At 44.5% G+C, this 17,018-nt stretch carries 15 protein-coding genes; 10 read left to right on the top strand and 5 right to left on the bottom strand.

What is annotated here, in order from left to right:
* Positions 1-108 precede the first annotated feature (108 nt).
* The 9 genes from MMG82_RS16690 (at position 109) to MMG82_RS16650 (ending at position 11,760) form a co-directional block, all read left to right on the top strand.
* Positions 109-798, top strand: a complete 690-nt coding sequence (locus tag MMG82_RS16690) for a hypothetical protein (protein ID WP_241407142.1) — start codon at positions 109-111, stop codon at positions 796-798.
* A 249-nt stretch (positions 799-1,047) separates the two neighbouring features.
* Positions 1,048-1,926, top strand: a complete 879-nt coding sequence (locus MMG82_RS16685; protein WP_241407141.1) for an ABC transporter ATP-binding protein — start codon at positions 1,048-1,050, stop codon at positions 1,924-1,926.
* An 11-nt stretch (positions 1,927-1,937) separates the two neighbouring features.
* Entirely contained in the window at positions 1,938-5,495 is a 3,558-nt protein-coding gene (locus tag MMG82_RS16680; protein WP_241407140.1) for a M1 family aminopeptidase, read from the top strand.
* A 449-nt stretch (positions 5,496-5,944) separates the two neighbouring features.
* Positions 5,945-7,666: a phospho-sugar mutase gene (locus MMG82_RS16675; protein WP_144345820.1), complete on the top strand. Its 1,722-nt coding sequence runs from the start codon at positions 5,945-5,947 to the stop codon at positions 7,664-7,666.
* 154 nt (positions 7,667-7,820) lie between these two features.
* Positions 7,821-8,204 (top strand): VOC family protein, encoded by a 384-nt coding sequence (locus tag MMG82_RS16670; RefSeq protein WP_037417091.1) that lies wholly within the window; start codon positions 7,821-7,823, stop codon positions 8,202-8,204.
* A 169-nt stretch (positions 8,205-8,373) separates the two neighbouring features.
* Positions 8,374-8,823, top strand: coding sequence for a GyrI-like domain-containing protein (locus tag MMG82_RS16665; protein ID WP_144345863.1), 450 nt, complete (start codon positions 8,374-8,376; stop codon positions 8,821-8,823).
* A gap of 110 nt (positions 8,824-8,933) precedes the next feature.
* A complete protein-coding gene (locus tag MMG82_RS16660) occupies positions 8,934-9,611 on the top strand; it encodes a YafY family protein (RefSeq protein WP_047537676.1) in 678 nt (225 codons plus the stop codon).
* A 394-nt stretch (positions 9,612-10,005) separates the two neighbouring features.
* Entirely contained in the window at positions 10,006-10,929 is a 924-nt protein-coding gene (locus MMG82_RS16655) for a hypothetical protein (protein ID WP_241407139.1), read from the top strand.
* Between the two features lie 495 nt (positions 10,930-11,424).
* The gene (locus MMG82_RS16650) at positions 11,425-11,760 is read left to right on the top strand and encodes a hypothetical protein (protein ID WP_037417103.1); all 336 of its coding nucleotides are present in this window, start codon (positions 11,425-11,427) and stop codon (positions 11,758-11,760) included.
* A 201-nt stretch (positions 11,761-11,961) separates the two neighbouring features.
* Here MMG82_RS16650 and MMG82_RS16645 read toward each other — a convergent pair whose 3' ends face one another.
* The 5 genes from MMG82_RS16645 to MMG82_RS16625 all read right to left on the bottom strand — a co-directional run bounded on the left by MMG82_RS16645 (position 11,962) and on the right by MMG82_RS16625 (position 15,411).
* Positions 11,962-12,615, bottom strand: coding sequence for a Vat family streptogramin A O-acetyltransferase (locus tag MMG82_RS16645; RefSeq protein WP_241407138.1), 654 nt, complete (start codon positions 12,613-12,615; stop codon positions 11,962-11,964).
* A 77-nt stretch (positions 12,616-12,692) separates the two neighbouring features.
* Positions 12,693-13,586, bottom strand: a complete 894-nt coding sequence (locus tag MMG82_RS16640) for a methylated-DNA--[protein]-cysteine S-methyltransferase (RefSeq protein WP_241407137.1) — start codon at positions 13,584-13,586, stop codon at positions 12,693-12,695.
* A 13-nt stretch (positions 13,587-13,599) separates the two neighbouring features.
* Complete coding sequence (locus MMG82_RS16635; RefSeq protein WP_037427895.1) at positions 13,600-14,367, bottom strand: SDR family oxidoreductase; 768 nt, start codon at positions 14,365-14,367, stop codon at positions 13,600-13,602.
* Positions 14,368-14,509: 142 nt separating this feature from the next.
* The gene (locus MMG82_RS16630; protein ID WP_241407136.1) at positions 14,510-14,884 is read right to left on the bottom strand and encodes a hypothetical protein; all 375 of its coding nucleotides are present in this window, start codon (positions 14,882-14,884) and stop codon (positions 14,510-14,512) included.
* 62 nt (positions 14,885-14,946) lie between these two features.
* Entirely contained in the window at positions 14,947-15,411 is a 465-nt protein-coding gene (locus tag MMG82_RS16625; protein WP_241407135.1) for a hypothetical protein, read from the bottom strand.
* 280 nt (positions 15,412-15,691) lie between these two features.
* Between MMG82_RS16625 and MMG82_RS16620 the strand changes: the two genes are divergently transcribed.
* A complete protein-coding gene (locus tag MMG82_RS16620; protein ID WP_241407134.1) occupies positions 15,692-16,249 on the top strand; it encodes a hypothetical protein in 558 nt (185 codons plus the stop codon).
* Positions 16,250-17,018 lie beyond the last annotated feature (769 nt).

The following is a 17,018-nucleotide window of genomic DNA, read 5'->3' as shown; positions in this document are numbered from 1 at the left end:
AACGTCAACACGCCCTAGTTCAGTGATTTCTGTGAATGTAAAAATGCCGATGGTAGTGCCTGTAGCTTCCAGCAAGAAACAGAGCAGTGTCCACGTTCGGTCGCCGATGTGTACTTGCTACAGTTTGATATCGCGGTACGTGACAGCCGCTCCCCAGTAGGCTGGGCCTATGGCACCTTTGTGGCCGACGGCCAATTTAAGGCACAGGAGAAAAATCCGTGGAACCGTATCTCACCCCTTGGACTTATGTGGGGCAATGATACCCCTCCTGTAAACTTAGGCGCGGCTGCCTTTCCACAAAATCCGGTGCCAGGCCTTAAAGATAGCGCGGTGTTTCAAGAGGTGGTTGAACGATTAAATGAGAAAACCAATGCAGGGCATCTAGGGTGTAATGGCAGATTAAACGGTCCAGCAGATAATGCCCTAAGTAGCTGCTTATCTTGCCATCAAACGGCTTCCGTGCCCGATAGCAGCAATAATACCCCAGCGATTATGTACCAATTTGCTTCCTACCAAGAGCCTGGAAGCGGCCAATGTATGACGACGCCGAGTAAGCTCGATCTGGCTATCGACCAAGTTTACTTTAAGTCCTTCCAATGCTCTGAATCCTTCAATGGCCCTAAAAATATTGTGCCACTGCCGCAATATGCGCAGGGACAAACACAATGGATCTCCACGGATTTCTCTTTGCAGTTGAGTATCAGTCTGACTCAGTGGCAGGAATGGCAACAGGATCAGGAAAATCTGAAGAAGAATATTAAAGTGCGCGTGTTTGATGGCACGCTGCCTTCCCGTTAACACGTGATTTATGTAAGGAATTGTATTTAGCGTTTGCTATAGGGATAAACTTACATCATTGACTATTATCAGTCATTTCAATATTAAAGGGCCCATTTCGGGCCCTTTGCTTTTAATTCTATCGATTGTTTCTCTTTGCATTATTTAGTTAGTCATTCGGTAAGTGCATGAATACATTAGTAACTGCTGTTTTGGTTAATTATTTGTGATAACTTGGCGTTATTTTGAACATAAAAGCAAGAGGGAAGCATGCTAACAATTACTGATTTAACCAAAACCTATGATAACGGCGTTAGGGCGCTCGATGGGGTTAACTTAACTATTTCGAAGGGTATGTTTGGCCTACTAGGACCGAATGGAGCGGGTAAATCCTCTTTGATGCGAACTATTGCTGCACTTCAAAGTGCTGACAGTGGCAGCATCGTTTTCGACGGTATTGACGTCTTAGCGGACCCACAGGCATTGCGTAAAACCTTAGGTTATTTACCACAGGACTTTAATGTTTATCCGCGGATTAGCGCCTTTGACTTATTGGACCACCTCGCGGTGTTAAAAGGCATCAATCAGAGCAAGCAACGTAAAGAAATCGTTGAGGGCTTATTGGCCCACACTAACTTATACCAACATAAAAATAAGGCGGTAAGTGGCTTTTCCGGCGGTATGCGGCAACGTTTTGGGATTGCCCAGGCGTTACTAGGCGATCCTAAATTATTGATTGTTGATGAGCCAACCGCAGGGCTCGATCCTGAAGAGCGCAATCGTTTTCACAATTTGTTAGTGAGTTTGGGCGAGGAAAAAGTGGTTATCCTCTCAACTCACATTGTTGAGGACGTGTCGGAGCTCTGCCCGAATATGGCGGTGCTAGCCTCGGGAAAAATCCTATTACAGGGAAATCCGCAGCAATTAGTCAGTGAGTTAACTGAGAAGATTTGGACTAAAACCGTTGATCAGGCTGAGGCGCAACAACTTGAGAATGTATTGCCGGTCATCTCAAAACGATTACTTGCCGGTCGAACGGTATTAAATGTGATGGCTGATACATGCCCTGAAGGGTTTACGCCAGCCGCTGCGGGGCTTGAGGATTTGTATTTCTCAATCTTGCACAGCCATCGCCATCAGGCAGCTTAAGGAGATTCCCTATGCTGTTATCTATGTTGAGATTTGAGTGGCGTTATTATTTGCGTCAGCCATCATTTTACGTTGTTTCTTTTTTATTGTTTTTAATGAGCTTTTTATCAGTTGCCTCCAATAATATTCAAATTGGTAGCGGCGGTGAAGTGTTGAAAAATAGCCCTTTTGGTATTAGCCAAACCTTGCTCATCATGGGGCTTATCTCTATGTTTGCTGTTGTAAACTTTGTCGGTAGCACCGCCATTCGTAATCATCAGCATTTAATGGAGGAGCTGATTTACAGTAAACCACTATCGCCTTTCGCCTATCAGTTTGGGCGTTTTTTAGGCAGTTTTATGGTGGTGTTGGCCGTATTCGCCTTTGTACCTATTGGCTTGATATTAGGTTCATTTATGCCTTGGGTTGACGGGACTCGCTTTGGGCCCTTTGTCCTTAGCCACTATTTGATCCCTTATTTGCAGTTATCGGTTCCAAGTTTACTGCTTAACTCATGCCTATTTTATGCCATGGCAAGCCGTTTCCGATCTTTGATGGCCTTATATTTGACGGCCGTGGCTATGTTGGTGCTTTACACGCTGACAGGCGAAATGGCGAGCCAACCGCAGTATCGTACTATCGCGGCATTACTCGACCCCTTTGCACTGCGTACCTTCGCTGAAGTGACCCGTTATTGGACGATTAGTGAGAAGAATCACCAGTTACTCGAGTTGTCAGGACTCGTGCTACAAAATCGAGCACTGTGGCTTGCGATCGCCTGCGTATTACTGGCTTTGTCAGGGATTTTCCGCCAGCCCACATTAACGAAAAAGCGCGATAAAAAATCCACCAAAGTTGAAAAGATCCCTGAGTTAGTCCCTTTATCTAGACTATCGACTCGCACTGAAATTAACGCGCGCTTGCAATTTTGGACTCGGGTTAAATTTGAGGTCAAGCAAGTGCTGTTTACTGCCCCCTTTTTGGTACTAGGGGTGTTAACAGTATTCAACTTAGTCGGCCCAATGTTTGATGATTTTGGATGGTACGGTACCTCTAACTGGCCTTTAACTCAGGATATGGTGGATAACATTGCCGGTGCGACCGGATTGTTAATGGTTATCGTACTGATTTATTACAGCGCGGAAATTGTCTGGCGTGAACGCACCTCTGGCATGGGAGATATTGTTGATAGTGCGCCTGTGTCTAACCTATGTTTTTGGGCGTCAAAGTTAGTTGCTGTACTTATTGTGATGACCTTGCTGTATGTGCTGGCGATGTCAACCACAATAGTGTTCCAACTGATAAAGGGCCAAGGTAATTTAGAAATATCTCAATACCTTATTCGTCTTGGGTTTTATTACTTACTGCCATTATTGCTCTCTTCAATACTGGCATTTTTCTTACAAGTGCTTAGCCCGAACAAATATGCAGGTATGGGGCTGTTTGTGGCTTATTACCTGACGACATTCGTGATGGCAAATTGGGGATTTGGCCATAGTTTGTATAACTTTGCCCAATCACCTAGCTTAAGTTACTCGGATATGAACGGCTATGGTTGGGGTCTGCTAAGCCACAGTTTGTATATGGTTTATTGGGGCGCTTTTAGCTTAATACTGTTCGTACTGGGCTATGGTTTATACCATAGAGGACCGCAACAAAGTCTTAAAACTCGATTAGGATTATTGGGTTATCAGCTTGGTCTCAGTGGCAAGGCCATCGTTGCGGCGGGCTTAGTGATATTCATTGGATCTGGTAGTTACCTGTTCTATCAAACTAAGGTGGTTAATCATTACCTTACCCAAGAAGAAACCACAGATTTACAAGCCGATTACGAAAAGACGTTCAAACAATATCAAGGCATGCCTATTTTAGTGACCACTAAGGTTAATGCGAATATCGATATTTTTCCTGAGCAACGCAAAATAGCCGCTAAGGTAATGTTTGAATGGCAAAATAAATCGGATAAGCCAATTGAAAAGATGCTGGTGCAACTGCCCGAGCACACCCAAGCGGACACGGTAAAGATCACTATTCCCAATGCGACGTTAGGCGAGTTTGATCGTCGTTTCCGTAATACCTGGTTAAGTTTTTCTGCGCCAGTGTTGCCGGGGCAGACGGTTGCAGGAAATATCGAATTAGTGCGTGAGTCTGTCGGTATTGCCGAGTCTGGCTTTGATTTGTCTGTCGTAGAAAATGGCACTTTTATCAATAATCTTGAGCTATTACCCTTATTTGGTTATCAAGATGGTTACGAGCTTATGGATCGCCATGAGCGCCAAAAACGCGGACTGACAGAAAAAGAGCGGGCGAACAAGCTGGAAGACAGTCGTTATTATCGACAAAACTTCTTTGGCGTAGATGGGGACTTTATCCAATTTGAAGCGACGGTTTCGACCAGTACTGACCAAATTGCCCTCGCGCCAGGTTATTTGCAAAAGCAGTGGCAGCAAGATGGTCGCCAGTACTTCCATTATTTAATGGACAGTCCAATGGTGAACTTCTATGCCATTATCTCCGGTCGTTACCAAGTTGAAAAGGTTGAACATAATGGGATTGCCGTAGAGGTCTATTACCATGTGGATCATCCTTGGAACGTCGCTCGGATGGTGGAGTCGGTTAAGGATTCAATCGATTATTACACCGCGGCATTTGGCCCGTATCAGCATAAGCAAATGCGTATTATGGAGTTTCCTGGATACCGAAGTTTCGCACAAAGTTTCGCGAATACTGTGCCTTACTCCGAGCGTATTGGCTTTATTACCGATTTACGCAATGAGGATAATATTGACCCTGTATATTATGTCACTGCCCATGAAGTCGCTCACCAGTGGTGGGGACACCAAGTGGGGGCTGCGGATGTTCAGGGCAGTGCGGTGATCTCCGAAAGTCTGTCACAGTATTCGGCGCTGATGGTGTTAGAGCATAAGTATGGCGATAAAATGATCCGCAAGTTCTTGAAATATGAGCTTGATCGCTATCTGCGTGGCCGTTCATCAGAGCCGATAAAAGAACAGCCGTTATTGCGTAGTGAAAACCAGCAGTACATTCATTACCAAAAAGGTTCTGTGGTGATGATGGCTATTAAGGATGTGTTGGGTGAAGCTAAGCTAAACGCTAATCTCAAAGCCTTCTTAACTCGCTATCAGTACCGTAATGATCCTTTCCCTACCACAGTAGATTTGGTGAACTATCTCAAACAGGGAGCAGATGATATTCAGTCTCGGTTTATCGATGAATCCTTTAATGAGATTACGCTCTATGATTTGCGATTAACGAATGCAGTGGCAACGGTTCTGCCCAATGGCAAAACGCAAGTTGAATTAACTATTTACGCGAGTCGTAAAGTTGCCAGTGGTAAAGGTGAAGAAACCGAGCAGCCTTTGGATATGCAGGTTGATATCGGGGCATTTAGTGTCGACCCAGATAAGCTAAAAGATGAAAAGCAAATTTTGTTGCTTGGAAAACATCATTTAGTCAGTGGCGAAAATAAGCTCATTCTTACGTTGGATGAAAAACCAAGCTATGTCGGTGTCGATCCCTTTGTGAAATTGATTGACCGCGACGCGAGGGACAACATCTTTAAACTGTAAATGGCTAGGGCGTGTTGACGTTTCGAGATTAGATTTTGTTCGTTCTGGCAAGCAAGGGCTTGCCAACCAAACCCTGCTACAAGGGGCAATATTGAATTTCGAAACGTCACATGTCCTAATCAAAACGGCTCTACAACTCACGCACTCTCTAGCTTAAAGCATGGATAGTGCGTTTTTTATTCTGTTAGGGGGTTATTTAGCTTCACTGTTCTAGGGTTATTAAGCAACTAAGCGTAAGACGCTTGTATTACTTAGGGCTGAGTTAGTGTCCATTTATGTGGAACTCTGATCTGTATTTATTTTACTTTGTAAATCAATGGTTAAATCGATTAAAAAATAATCTTGAAAGTTCAAAACTCATGGGTTGATGGTGAAATTAGTGCAAATTTGCTTGTTCTTCGGCATGGATTTTCCTAAGGTAATTGAAAATGATTTTCACTGAGGCTCCTATGAATACTCATCTGCAATTACAGGTTAAGCATTGGCTCGAAAATGACCCTGATCCCCGCACTCAGGCACAACTGCAAGCCTTAATCGACGCCGGCAATGACGCCGAACTCGAGGCGCGTTTTGCGGGACGTTTAGAGTTTGGTACCGCCGGATTACGCGGTGTGGTGGGCGCAGGTCCTATGGGTATGAATCGCTTGGTTATCCGCCAAACATCTGCTGGGCTTGGTGCCTATTTGCTCGAACAAATTAAAGATGCCGCCGAGCGCGGGGTTGTGATTGGTTACGATGGCCGCCACGATTCACGCACTTTCGCCCATGATACCGCCAGTGTACTCACCGCGATGGGGATTAAAGTGCGCCTCACCGCCAAAGTGGCGCCAACGCCGCTGGTGGCCTTTGGGGTTAAGCATTTTAATGCCGCTGCAGGCATTGTGGTGACTGCCAGCCATAACCCACCACAATACAATGGCTACAAAGTGTATTGGGAAAACGGCGCGCAGATTATCCCGCCCCATGACTCAGGTATCGCCGCTAAGATTGAGCAGGCGGCAACCCAAGCAATTCCGTTTATGGATCAGGCTGATGCCATCAAGCACGGTAAATTGATTTGGCTTAATGACGATTATTACGAAACCTATCGCCGCGGCGTGATGCACGCCAATGTGCTGCAAAATCACACTGCGCCCGAAAAAGTCAGCCTTGCCTATACCGCTATGCATGGTGTGGGCGCTGAAATGGCTGAAACTGTGCTTAAGGATGCGGGTTTTACCCAAGTCTACTCGGTGGCGGCGCAGCGCGAACCCGATGGGGATTTCCCAACGGTTAATTTCCCGAATCCGGAAGAAAAGGGTGCGATGGATTTAGTCATTGCCGAAGCGAAAAAGCATGGTGCCATGCTTGCCTGCGCCAATGATCCCGATGCCGACAGATTTGCGGTAGCAGTACGTAAGGATGATGGCGAGTATCAAATGCTAACGGGTGACCAAGTGGGTGTGCTCTTTGGTCATTATCTGTTAAGCCATGCGAGCAAGGATCAACGTCTGGTGGGCACGACTATAGTGTCTTCTAGTTTGTTATCTAAAATCGCCAAAGGCTTTGGTGTTGAAAGCTATACCACGCTCACCGGTTTTAAGTGGCTGATGAATGTGGGGATTGCGCAGAGTCAGCCTGAAAATCAATTTCTGTTTGCCTACGAAGAGGCGCTGGGTTACACCGTCGGTAACATGGTGTGGGATAAGGACGGCCTGTCGGCCTTAGTCGCCTTCGCCCAATTAACCGCCGAGCTTGCCGCCAAAGGGCAAACTATTTGGGATAGACTCGAGCAGATATACCGCGAGCAGGGTTTCCATCTCAATGCTCAAGTTAGCATTGCCTTAAAACCCGATACTCCTAATATCGGCGCCTATCTGCGTGAACATCCGCCGCTGGCAATTGGTGAACATGCCGTGGTGTCGACCGATGATCTCAAGGCGTTAGAGCGCCGCTTTGCCGATGGCAAGGTTGAGAAAATCAATCTGCCCGCCAGTGATGTATTAACTTACCGCTTAGCCAATGGCGCGCGGGTGATAGTACGGCCATCGGGCACTGAGCCTAAAATCAAGTGTTACTACGAGGTGGTCGAGCCTATGACGGCGCAAGACACCTTGGCCACGGCGCAAGCGAGAGCGACTAAGGCGATGGAGGCGTTTATTTCAGCCCATCAGGCAAGCCTGCCTAAGTAATCCTGTTATCCTTCGTTAAATAAATTCACTTTCACTCAAAGGCTACTGACATGATGCTGTCAGTAGCCTTGTTTTATTCTTGTTGTCGTCCGCTGGTGATCCACATTTATAACGTGATGAATCATTGGCATTTTTCAACAAGGAGAAAGTGAAAATGTTATCAATTGCACCGTTAGTTTGGGGTGAAATTCCTGTCAGTGATATGGATCGTGCCATCGCTTTTTATCAACAACATTTCGGGGTTGAATTTAAGCGTGATGATATGGAAGACATGCAATACGCCACGATTGAAACAGAGGATGAAGGCGCACCAAGCATTGGCCTCGTTAAATGCAGCATGAGCAAACCGTCGATGGACGGTAGCACTGTATACTTGCATTTCAGCGCTCAATTGCAACCTTTAGTGGATAAACTCGTGGCCGCTAATGTGACTATGCTATTGCCTGTGACACCTATCAAGGATGGTGGTTGTGGCTATATCGCCCTGTTCGTGGATAGCGAAGGCAATAAGGTCGGCCTCTGGTCGCAAAACCAGTAATTGAAACCTTGCGGAGTCGTGCTTTGGCACGACTTTTTGCTCTCTGTTTTACATTGATATTTATAAGATATTGTTGGCTATCGGCGTCTGGCTATGCACCTAAAACAATAGATATTAAATGACAGGCCTTAATTAATAACCTGAAGTGATGGTGAAAGTGAACACGACAATGGAACTGGTTTATTTGGCGGCTCAACCTATGCTTGGGCTGAGTACGCGCACCAACAATAGCGCAGAACTGGCGGGCGAAGGTGGCAAGATTGCAGCGCTATGGCAGGCTTTTTTTGAATCTTCACAGCTGACATCTATGCTCGATTCTCCCATGTATGGGGTTTACTACGATTATGAATCCGATATGACGGGAGACTATTCGGTTTTAGTGGGTAAAAGCGTTGAGTCTGTCAGCGAGACCGGCCCATTTACTGCGTTGCAGCTGCGAGAAGGAAACTACCTTAAGTTCAGTGCGCAAGGGGAAATGCCCCACTGTGTGGTGGAACTTTGGGGACAGATTTGGCAGTACTTTAGTGCGCCTGATTGCCCACACCAGCGTGATTATCAAACGGATTTTGAAGTGTATCGAAGCGCCGATAAGGTCGAGATTTATATCGGGATTGTGTAGGCTGAATCCATAACACTGTGCCAATACACTATCGCTTGGGCGGGTAAGCTTTAGCGGTTAAGATCCCTAAACTTTCGCAGCGAAGCCAATTTGAGGTGTGATTACTGTCCATGCGCCGTGCCGACCGCCTATTTCAAATAGTGCAAATTCTTAAACATCGACGACTGACGACCGCCCAAGAGCTGGCGGATCGTTTAGAAGTCTCGACTCGCACGGTTTACCGCGATGTGCAGGATTTGTGTTTGAGCGGCATTCCCATTGAAGGGGAGGCGGGCGTGGGTTATCTATTGCGCCACGAAGTGAATGTGCCGCCACTGATGTTTAACGAGGCCGAATTAGAAGCTATTCAAGTCGGCATGCGCATGGTGCAAACATGGGGCGGCAAAGAGCTCGGCAGTGCGGCGCGTCAGGCGATGATAAAAGTGGAGGCCGTACTACCTAAGCGTTTGCAAGCCTATCAATCCTTGATGTTTTCGCCGGATTTTTATTTAGATTCCAACGAGTTTCAGTTTCTCGATCCGCTGCGTAATGCGGCCCAGCGCCGTGAATACGTCAAACTATTCTATCAAGATGTGAATAAAACCCTGACAGAGCGTGAAGTGCGGCCGCTCGCCATCTATTTTTGGCGCGGTACTTGGACCTTGCTGACCTGGTGCGAATTACGCCAAGATTTTCGCAACTTTCGGGTCGATCGAATCACCGGATTGTTAAGGCTTAACTGCCATTTTGAACCGACGCCGGGACAGGAGTTAGAGGATTATATTTGCCTGATGGAAAGCCAGTCTTAACTATTTGCGGTGATGGTGGTGTTGATAGAAAGCGATGGAATACCTCATTGAGTGAGGAAAACATTGTTTATATCGTTAACCATTCAAAGGAACTATGGTTCTAACCCAATGGTTTTAGTCAATATTGACTAACTCAACGCTTTGATTGGTAAGGTTATTATAGATTTTTCAATTTATGTTTAATGGCGTAAAAGCCATCTTAGCAGATCCAGCGTCTCGCATTATATGTACAATGTGGTATTTGGATATTTTACCCTGCACGGCTTATAAGGGCATGTTTGCTTGGTTTGACTCACAAAACGCATAAATGTTGTGCTGTACATACCTACGAGATCTATCCTTTCTGCTAAAATTTAGCGGGAAGGATAGCTTTGATATAGCGTAATGAGCATTTATGATGACATTTCAGCGTTTTAGTCTGTTCACTTTGCTGTTTTGTATTGGAATATGGACATATATACCAAACTCATATGCTGTTGATACTTTTATTATTAATCCTCCAGAATCAAATAATGACCATAGATACCAATATACCTATGATCTGTTGACATTAATTATTGAAGCAACAAACAATGATTTTGGTGTTGGAACAATACAGATTTCTGATGTTGTCATGAGTCGTAACCGTATTTTTAGAGGATTATTAGAAGGTAAAACAGTCAACGTTATTGCTGAAGCATCCAATTCTCAGTGGGATGAACAGTTAATTCCAATAAAAATACCAATCCGGAAAGGTATTCAGGGTTTTAGAGTATTTATTATCAAGAAACAAAATTTACCCATTATGGCCAATATAAATACATTGGCGCAGTTAATGGCGTTAGATACCGGTTCTGGTAGCCAATGGTCAAGTAAAGCGGCCATGCAAAATGCTGGATTTAACGTTATTGAAAGTATTCAATATGATAATTTGTTTAATATGTTATCTATGGGGAGATTTATTACTTTCGGACGAGGTGTTAATGAGGCTTTTCAAGAGGTTGAACAGTTTAAACAACAGTATCCCGATCTCGTTGTTGATGATAATATTTTACTGCATATACCACTTGCAACTTATTATTATGTTGCACCAAATCAGCCGCGTTTAGCCACAAGAATACAAGAGGGACTTAAACGCATAATTGCTAATGGAAAGTTTGATGAATTATTTTATCGGCGGCATTGCGAATTTTTGTTAAAAAGTAATATTAATCATAGACGAGTTTTTAAAATTAATAACCCACTCACTACTGAAGCAGAAATGACATCAATTTTTGGTAAGGACTTTTTGCTCGAACCAAGTAGTGATTTTTCGGCGTTATGTGAGAAGTACCATTAATCCCATATTTAATGGGAATATTAAGTTTTTCATTATCAAAAAAGTTAAATGATTGTTAGCTGAACTGTGTATACTATTGATGGTTTTCATTCTTTAAAGAGGATTGGATTCTGTAACCGGATTAATACTGTTAACTGTATAGTAGATAAAAATTTTTCTTTATCCTCATTGCTAGCTATTGCTGTTTTGTTGGAGCATCATTATGCTAATTTCTGTTGTATTTTCACTGATTTGCACTATGAAGTAGTTGCTAGAGGAAATGATACGTAAGATGTCGAGACAGTTGTTGAGCTCCTCGACGCTGCATTTGCAGTGATGTGTCTGTGAGCAACCAATCGATCCTCTTAAATAGCAGTGAATCAGGTCGTGTCTGTTGGGATATCGATAGCGATATTTAGGGGGGAATCGTTGTTACTACAATCATTGGCAATCGCTAATGAAGATGGTTAAACAGTAATCGTAAGTCGTATTAATGAAAAACGCTGCGGAGGCGCTATGTTGAAAATTAGTTCTAGCTTATTGATGTGTTTGGTGTTGTTTGCTTGTAGTTCTATGCCGAAAGATTGGTCTGGAATGTCCGCCGATGAAATATCTGCTTGGAAGTCGGCAGGTTTTAGTTCTGAAGTTGCTCAAAAGTGGCATCTTAGTGGATTTGATGCAGCGCAAGCGTCTGACTGGAACAAGGCTGGATTTAATCTAAAGGATGCGATGGCGTGGGGAGCACAGAAATTTGCCCCAGAAGAAGCTAAAAATTGGCGCGATTCAGGCTTTGACTTAGACGATGCTATTGAGAGTCGCAATAAAGGTTTGACCCCAATTAAACGTAATTAACCGTCTAATATTACTGCAAATGGACGCATCATTTTGCGTCCATTTTTTAGCCCAATATCCTAATCAGGATGATTAATGATTACTTGTTTATCATTGGGTTAACCGGAGTTAAGCGCTAGCGATACTGCCAACAGTCATTCCTTTGATATTGACAAAGGTTTCACCTTTTCACTTGTAACTCGTTTTGTGGGTGTCGCTTGCTTAATCTGCCAGCTGCAACTTAGTGAGTTCTGCGCCAGCGATAGCACTTAAGTGCTGAGTGATTTTCTCAATCGGCCAGTCCCACCACGCAATGGCGAGTAATGTGTCTATTACTTCTGGCTCGAATCGCAACTTAATCACAGTCGCGGGGTTACCGCCGACAATCGCATAGGGGGGCACATCCTTAGTGACCACGGCTTGACTGGCGATAATGGCGCCGTGGCCGACGTTGACGCCGGGCATAATGGTGGCGTTATAACCTATCCACACATCATGGCCTATGTGGGTGTCGCCCTTAAAAGGAAAGTCTTCTGGCTTAGGTGTTGCCTTCTCCCAGCCATTACCGAAGATATAAAAGGGATAAGTGGAAAAGCCAGACACTGAATGATTGGCGCCATTCATGATGAACTTAACGTCCCTTGCAATGGCACAAAATTTACCAATAATCAGTTTATCGCCAATAAAGTCAAAGTGATAAAGTACATTAGATTCGAAGCGCTCAGGCCCTGCCGGGTCGTCATAATAGGTGTAATCGCCGACGATAATGTTGTCGCGGCTAATGAAGTTCTTCAGAAAACCCACCTGAGGAAATCCTTTTAAGGGGGATTTGTCATTCGGGTTAGGTCCCAGTTGGGATGGGGAATGCGTCGGCATGTTTGCCTCCCTTATTATTTAATAGCTAAGAATTCAGTTAAGAGCATGAAAGCCTGTCAAACCTCTGTTTAATGGTTTTACTCACTATAGGCCGCTTCCCTTGCCAATATGACATGTTTACGGGTTTCACCCCAGCGATAACCGCCAAGTTCACCAGTTTGGCGTAGCACCCGATGGCAGGGGATAAGTAATGCCACCGGATTAGCGCCAATCGCCGTACCGACCGCGCGTGAGGCCTTAGGCTTACCAATGGCCTTGGCAATATCACCGTAGGAGGCGACTTCTCCCTTAGGTAAATTCAGTAGGGCGCGCCACACATTAAGCTGAAAATTAGTGCCTTTTACCCAGAGTGAGAGCGGGGAAGGCTCACCTTGGTGAATAGTCTGAGTGCTGGATGCTATTGAACTAAGCTTTTTGGCACTCGTGTCAGCAAAGTACTGGCTAAAGAGGTGATCAATTAAGCTTGCTGTTTGCGCTGTGTCCTCATAAATGGTGGCCTGACTCCAGCTCTGCTTTAAACGTTCTAATGGCAATTGAATTTGCTGCATATCGACAAAATCAAACTGGCAAATGCCCCGGGCCGTTTGAGCGATAAAGGCCAACCCGAAGGGCGTGGAATGATAGCCATAGGCAATGCTGATCCCTAAACCCTGCTGGCGATATTCAAAGGGGGTGACCGCCTCGAGTTGCACAAAATGATCGTATAGACGCGAGCCACTGCTCAGGCCTAACTCATAACTGGCACTTAAGGTCGAGTGGGACGGCTGCTGCAATAATTGTTTTGCCCGCTCTAGGGTTAAGGCCTGCAAATAACGTTTGGGAGTGATCCCCGCCCAGCGACTAAAGAGCCGTTGAAAATGGAATTCACTTAAATGGACGTGCGCCGCAATCTCAGCCAGTGAGGGTTGATGACCCACATGCTGACGAATAAAGTCAATGGCACGCGCAATTCGCTCGTAATCTTGGGTCATCGTTATCCATTCCTTAGGTTTTACAGATGGACACACCACCATCGACCAATAAGGCGATCCCTGTGGTAAAACTGGCCGCATCGGAGGCGAGATATAGCGCGGATTGGGCGATTTCCGCAGGATCTGCGAGGCGCTTTAGGGCATGAAGATTCTTCACAAAGGCCATGGCCTCTGGGGTATTAGCAAACTCCCGCCCCATGGGGGTATCTGTGCCGCCTGGTAATAGCGCATTGACCCTAATGCCGCGTGCGCCGTATTCAACGGCCAAGGCTTGGGTTAAGCCAATCATCCCCGCTTTACTCGCCGCATAGGCCGCCGTTTGCGGAAAGCCTATGGTATAGCCAACAAAGGAAGATGTAAAAATAATCGACCCTGCGCCACGTTTAAGCATTTGTGGCAATTGATATTTTGCCGCTAAAAATGCACTGGTAAGGTTGGTTGTTAGAGTGTTTTCCCATTCGGCTCGACTGAGCGCATCCGAATCTACGCCTAACTCGCCATTAATGCCGGCATTATTAAAGGCGATATCCAATCCACCATACTGCTCAACGGCAAGTGCCACTAAGTCACTGGCATACACCTCGTCGGTCACATCGCCCGCCAGATAAACCGCTTCACCGCCTTGAGTGATGATCTCATCCACCAATGAGGCCAATATGGCGCCGCGGCGCGCCCCCAGTACCAGTTTTGCGCCTTCACGGGCAAAGCGTTTTGCGGTGGCATAACCAATTCCCGAACTTGCCCCAGTAATGATTGCGACCTTTCCCTGTAACACTGCCATAGATATGTCTCCATTGATTGCCTCGGCCAATATGCGCCGATAGAGACATAGTGAAGGGTTAGGGCATGCAACTCGACCCGAATCTTGCGCTTTTACACTTGGTTGCTAACGTCGTGAAAGTTGAGTGGATTGTCACTGAGTTTTAGGCGATGCCAGCAGCATAAATCAGTAGCAAAGACAGCGGGACGGAAACAACACCGATTAAGCGAAATTGATTCTTAAACGCTTGGGCAGACCATAGGGCAAATTTACGATGTTTACTCGGCGGCGTGCATGCCAAGCCTATTCCCACACCGAGCAAGACAATGCCTATCGCCAAAAAAATCTGTGGAAATCTGGTATCGGCGCAATATTGGATAAAAATCACACCCGCAATAATTCGGCTAACCACTTCAACAATATGGAAGTAGGGCTGCTCGCTAAATGCAATGATACCGTTAGCGAACGCCGCAGGCCTGACGACCATTACAAGGCTAAAGAACAGCATCAATAGGCCAAAAGCCGCAATAAAATACATCGTCATTCCTTGTATTGGTTCTTATGTATTTGGTATGGGAAGCGTGAGTGGCTGCGCTTTATCTACTTTAACTTGAGTCGTAATTGTTCTATTTGCCTATCGATAGACGCAACCTGTGTATCAGCTTGCTGCGCCACCGCCGACATTTCTTGTGCCAAGCTTTGCTCCCAAGTCGCACCGGCAAGATTGTTATTGGCGTAATTTCTATCGTTTCTTAGCTCGACAATACGTTTATCCCTTTGGTCGATAATGAGTTTACGGTCGTTTTCTAGTTTAGTGATTTCACGGCTAATACGTTGTTTATCAATAAAATCGCTAATTTCTTGTTTTTTATCCGAGTGAGTAACAGCGTTTGCATGGGCAATATCAGGGCCTTTAACCACGCTACCGACGCCGCTGAGATCTACGGGTTGGCTATTTTCATCACAGGGATCGGCCTGATATTTTCCGTCGGCACATTGGTATACGGCGGCATTGGCCGAAAAAGGCAAGATAAGTGTAACTAGCAATAATGATTTTCTGTCCATAGAACACCTCATTGTCGATTTTGGCTAGATTACTCTGTCGTGGTGTAAAAACCAACAGAGTGGTCATGGGGCTTCATCCCACAGCCTAATGCCGTTAAGCCGTTGGTATGGCAGATGGTCTGTTACTCACAATTAGGATATGCCAAGAATTTAACAATGGGTGCTTGTTAAATTTTTTCTTAGAGCTAACTTAATAACTAATTGCTTGAACGTAAGTTGAAAGCACATTATGTTATTTTTTGAAAAGGGTTGCTCGATTTTCTGTGAAAAAGGATAAACAGTGAAAATTATTCCCACGGTACCGAAAAAATCTAAATTAATGAGCTGGTTGAAGCAGTTACCAATTTCTTTGCAACTAATATTAATTATATCTTTATTCTATCTGACTTGGCACTTTAGATACTTTGTTAGCGGTGTTAATGAATCTGAACTTGTAAAAGTAGAAGGTATTCTTTACTCGATTGAATGTAAGAATAAAATTTCAGGGGCGGATAGTATTATTTTGTATACATCCTTTCCTGAACGAGAGGTATGGTTTAGTGGTTGGCAAAAGTGCAAAAATTTATCTAGAGCATTAAATGAGTTACGTTTTCCCGAAAAAGTAATCTATTATACCAAGAGGTATAATGGTGTTTTTAGCCAAAATAGTGAAGGAGCTTTATGGATTTATGCCGTTGATCTTGCGAGAACGAACGAGCCATTAATTTATCCCGTAAATGGATTAGGTGTTAATTACGAGCCGAATATTTGGTGCTTGGTGTTTTGCTTCATAGCACTATCTCTAATTGAGTCATTAAGAGAGCGTTGGTCGGATTACAGAAAATTAAAAATGAGTTAAGTAACCATTAATGACATACAAACGGAGATATATAAACTAAAAAATTGGGTGAAAATATTGACTCCCAACTTTAATAGCGTGGCAGTGAACCTCCGGCTATACCTTGGTTAAACATTGAATAAGAGGTTTGTATGCCGCGCCCTCTCAAGGGGAGAAATCCTACTCCTTAATATCCTCCCATAGTTACTCTTTTACTGCATAATTCCTATGGGAAGTGGTGAACAATGCAGCACTGTTATCATAGTATTTGTCCTCAATATACAACAGATTAAGCCGTAATTTGTTTAGGCGAATTCTATTACGGGCATGACCTTCAATAATATGGATGTATTCGAGAGCCGCCATGGATGGCTTTACGGCGTGTCACGCAAGCTGCTGAATTTGGCGTATTCGCTATTTGAGCATAAGAACCTAATCGTCATCGACTGGAAAATAGTAGGAAAAAGAGTGAGGCTACCTTCATCTTCCACGCTGGCCATTTGTTGTATTGGGAGTTGCACGTTTGAAATATACTATTTTTAATGACTTGGAGCTTTTTTATGTCTTTGATTTAAAATGTATAGCTGGATTTATTACCTCCTTGTGTTTTTTATTACTTTGGTTAAAGCAATTTATGCCATACGGGTTGTAGGTAAACTGAAAGTGCATTATGGTATGAGATAAAATGGTTGGCTAAATTTTTAATACCTAGCTAAGGATTTCGTATCTAAAAATATAGCCAAGATTAATTTGCCATAAAGGAGAATTGTTGATGCGTTACTTAAATAAT

Origin of the sequence: Shewanella sp. MM_2022_3 (assembly GCF_022557375.1) — a bacterium.
GTDB lineage: Bacteria > Pseudomonadota > Gammaproteobacteria > Enterobacterales > Shewanellaceae > Shewanella > Shewanella xiamenensis.
The sequence above is the reverse complement of the archived record's forward strand: the minus strand, read 5'-3'. Positions and strand labels throughout refer to the sequence as shown.

What these genes read in the sequence shown, in the direction of transcription:
- MMG82_RS16670 (WP_037417091.1), top strand. Translation starts at nt 7,821, where the DNA reads ATGTTATCAATTGCACCGTTAGTTTGGGGTGAAATTCCTGTCAGTGAT.
- MMG82_RS16665 (WP_144345863.1), top strand. Translation starts at nt 8,374, where the DNA reads ATGGAACTGGTTTATTTGGCGGCTCAACCTATGCTTGGGCTGAGTACG.
- MMG82_RS16635 (WP_037427895.1), bottom strand. Translation starts at nt 14,367, where the DNA reads ATGGCAGTGTTACAGGGAAAGGTCGCAATCATTACTGGGGCAAGTTCG.
- MMG82_RS16675 (WP_144345820.1), top strand. Translation starts at nt 5,945, where the DNA reads ATGAATACTCATCTGCAATTACAGGTTAAGCATTGGCTCGAAAATGAC.
- MMG82_RS16660 (WP_047537676.1), top strand. Translation starts at nt 8,934, where the DNA reads ATGCGCCGTGCCGACCGCCTATTTCAAATAGTGCAAATTCTTAAACAT.
- MMG82_RS16655 (WP_241407139.1), top strand. Translation starts at nt 10,006, where the DNA reads ATGATGACATTTCAGCGTTTTAGTCTGTTCACTTTGCTGTTTTGTATT.
- MMG82_RS16650 (WP_037417103.1), top strand. Translation starts at nt 11,425, where the DNA reads ATGTTGAAAATTAGTTCTAGCTTATTGATGTGTTTGGTGTTGTTTGCT.
- MMG82_RS16685 (WP_241407141.1), top strand. Translation starts at nt 1,048, where the DNA reads ATGCTAACAATTACTGATTTAACCAAAACCTATGATAACGGCGTTAGG.
- MMG82_RS16645 (WP_241407138.1), bottom strand. Translation starts at nt 12,615, where the DNA reads ATGCCGACGCATTCCCCATCCCAACTGGGACCTAACCCGAATGACAAA.
- MMG82_RS16640 (WP_241407137.1), bottom strand. Translation starts at nt 13,586, where the DNA reads ATGACCCAAGATTACGAGCGAATTGCGCGTGCCATTGACTTTATTCGT.
- MMG82_RS16625 (WP_241407135.1), bottom strand. Translation starts at nt 15,411, where the DNA reads ATGGACAGAAAATCATTATTGCTAGTTACACTTATCTTGCCTTTTTCG.
- MMG82_RS16630 (WP_241407136.1), bottom strand. Translation starts at nt 14,884, where the DNA reads ATGTATTTTATTGCGGCTTTTGGCCTATTGATGCTGTTCTTTAGCCTT.
- MMG82_RS16680 (WP_241407140.1), top strand. Translation starts at nt 1,938, where the DNA reads ATGCTGTTATCTATGTTGAGATTTGAGTGGCGTTATTATTTGCGTCAG.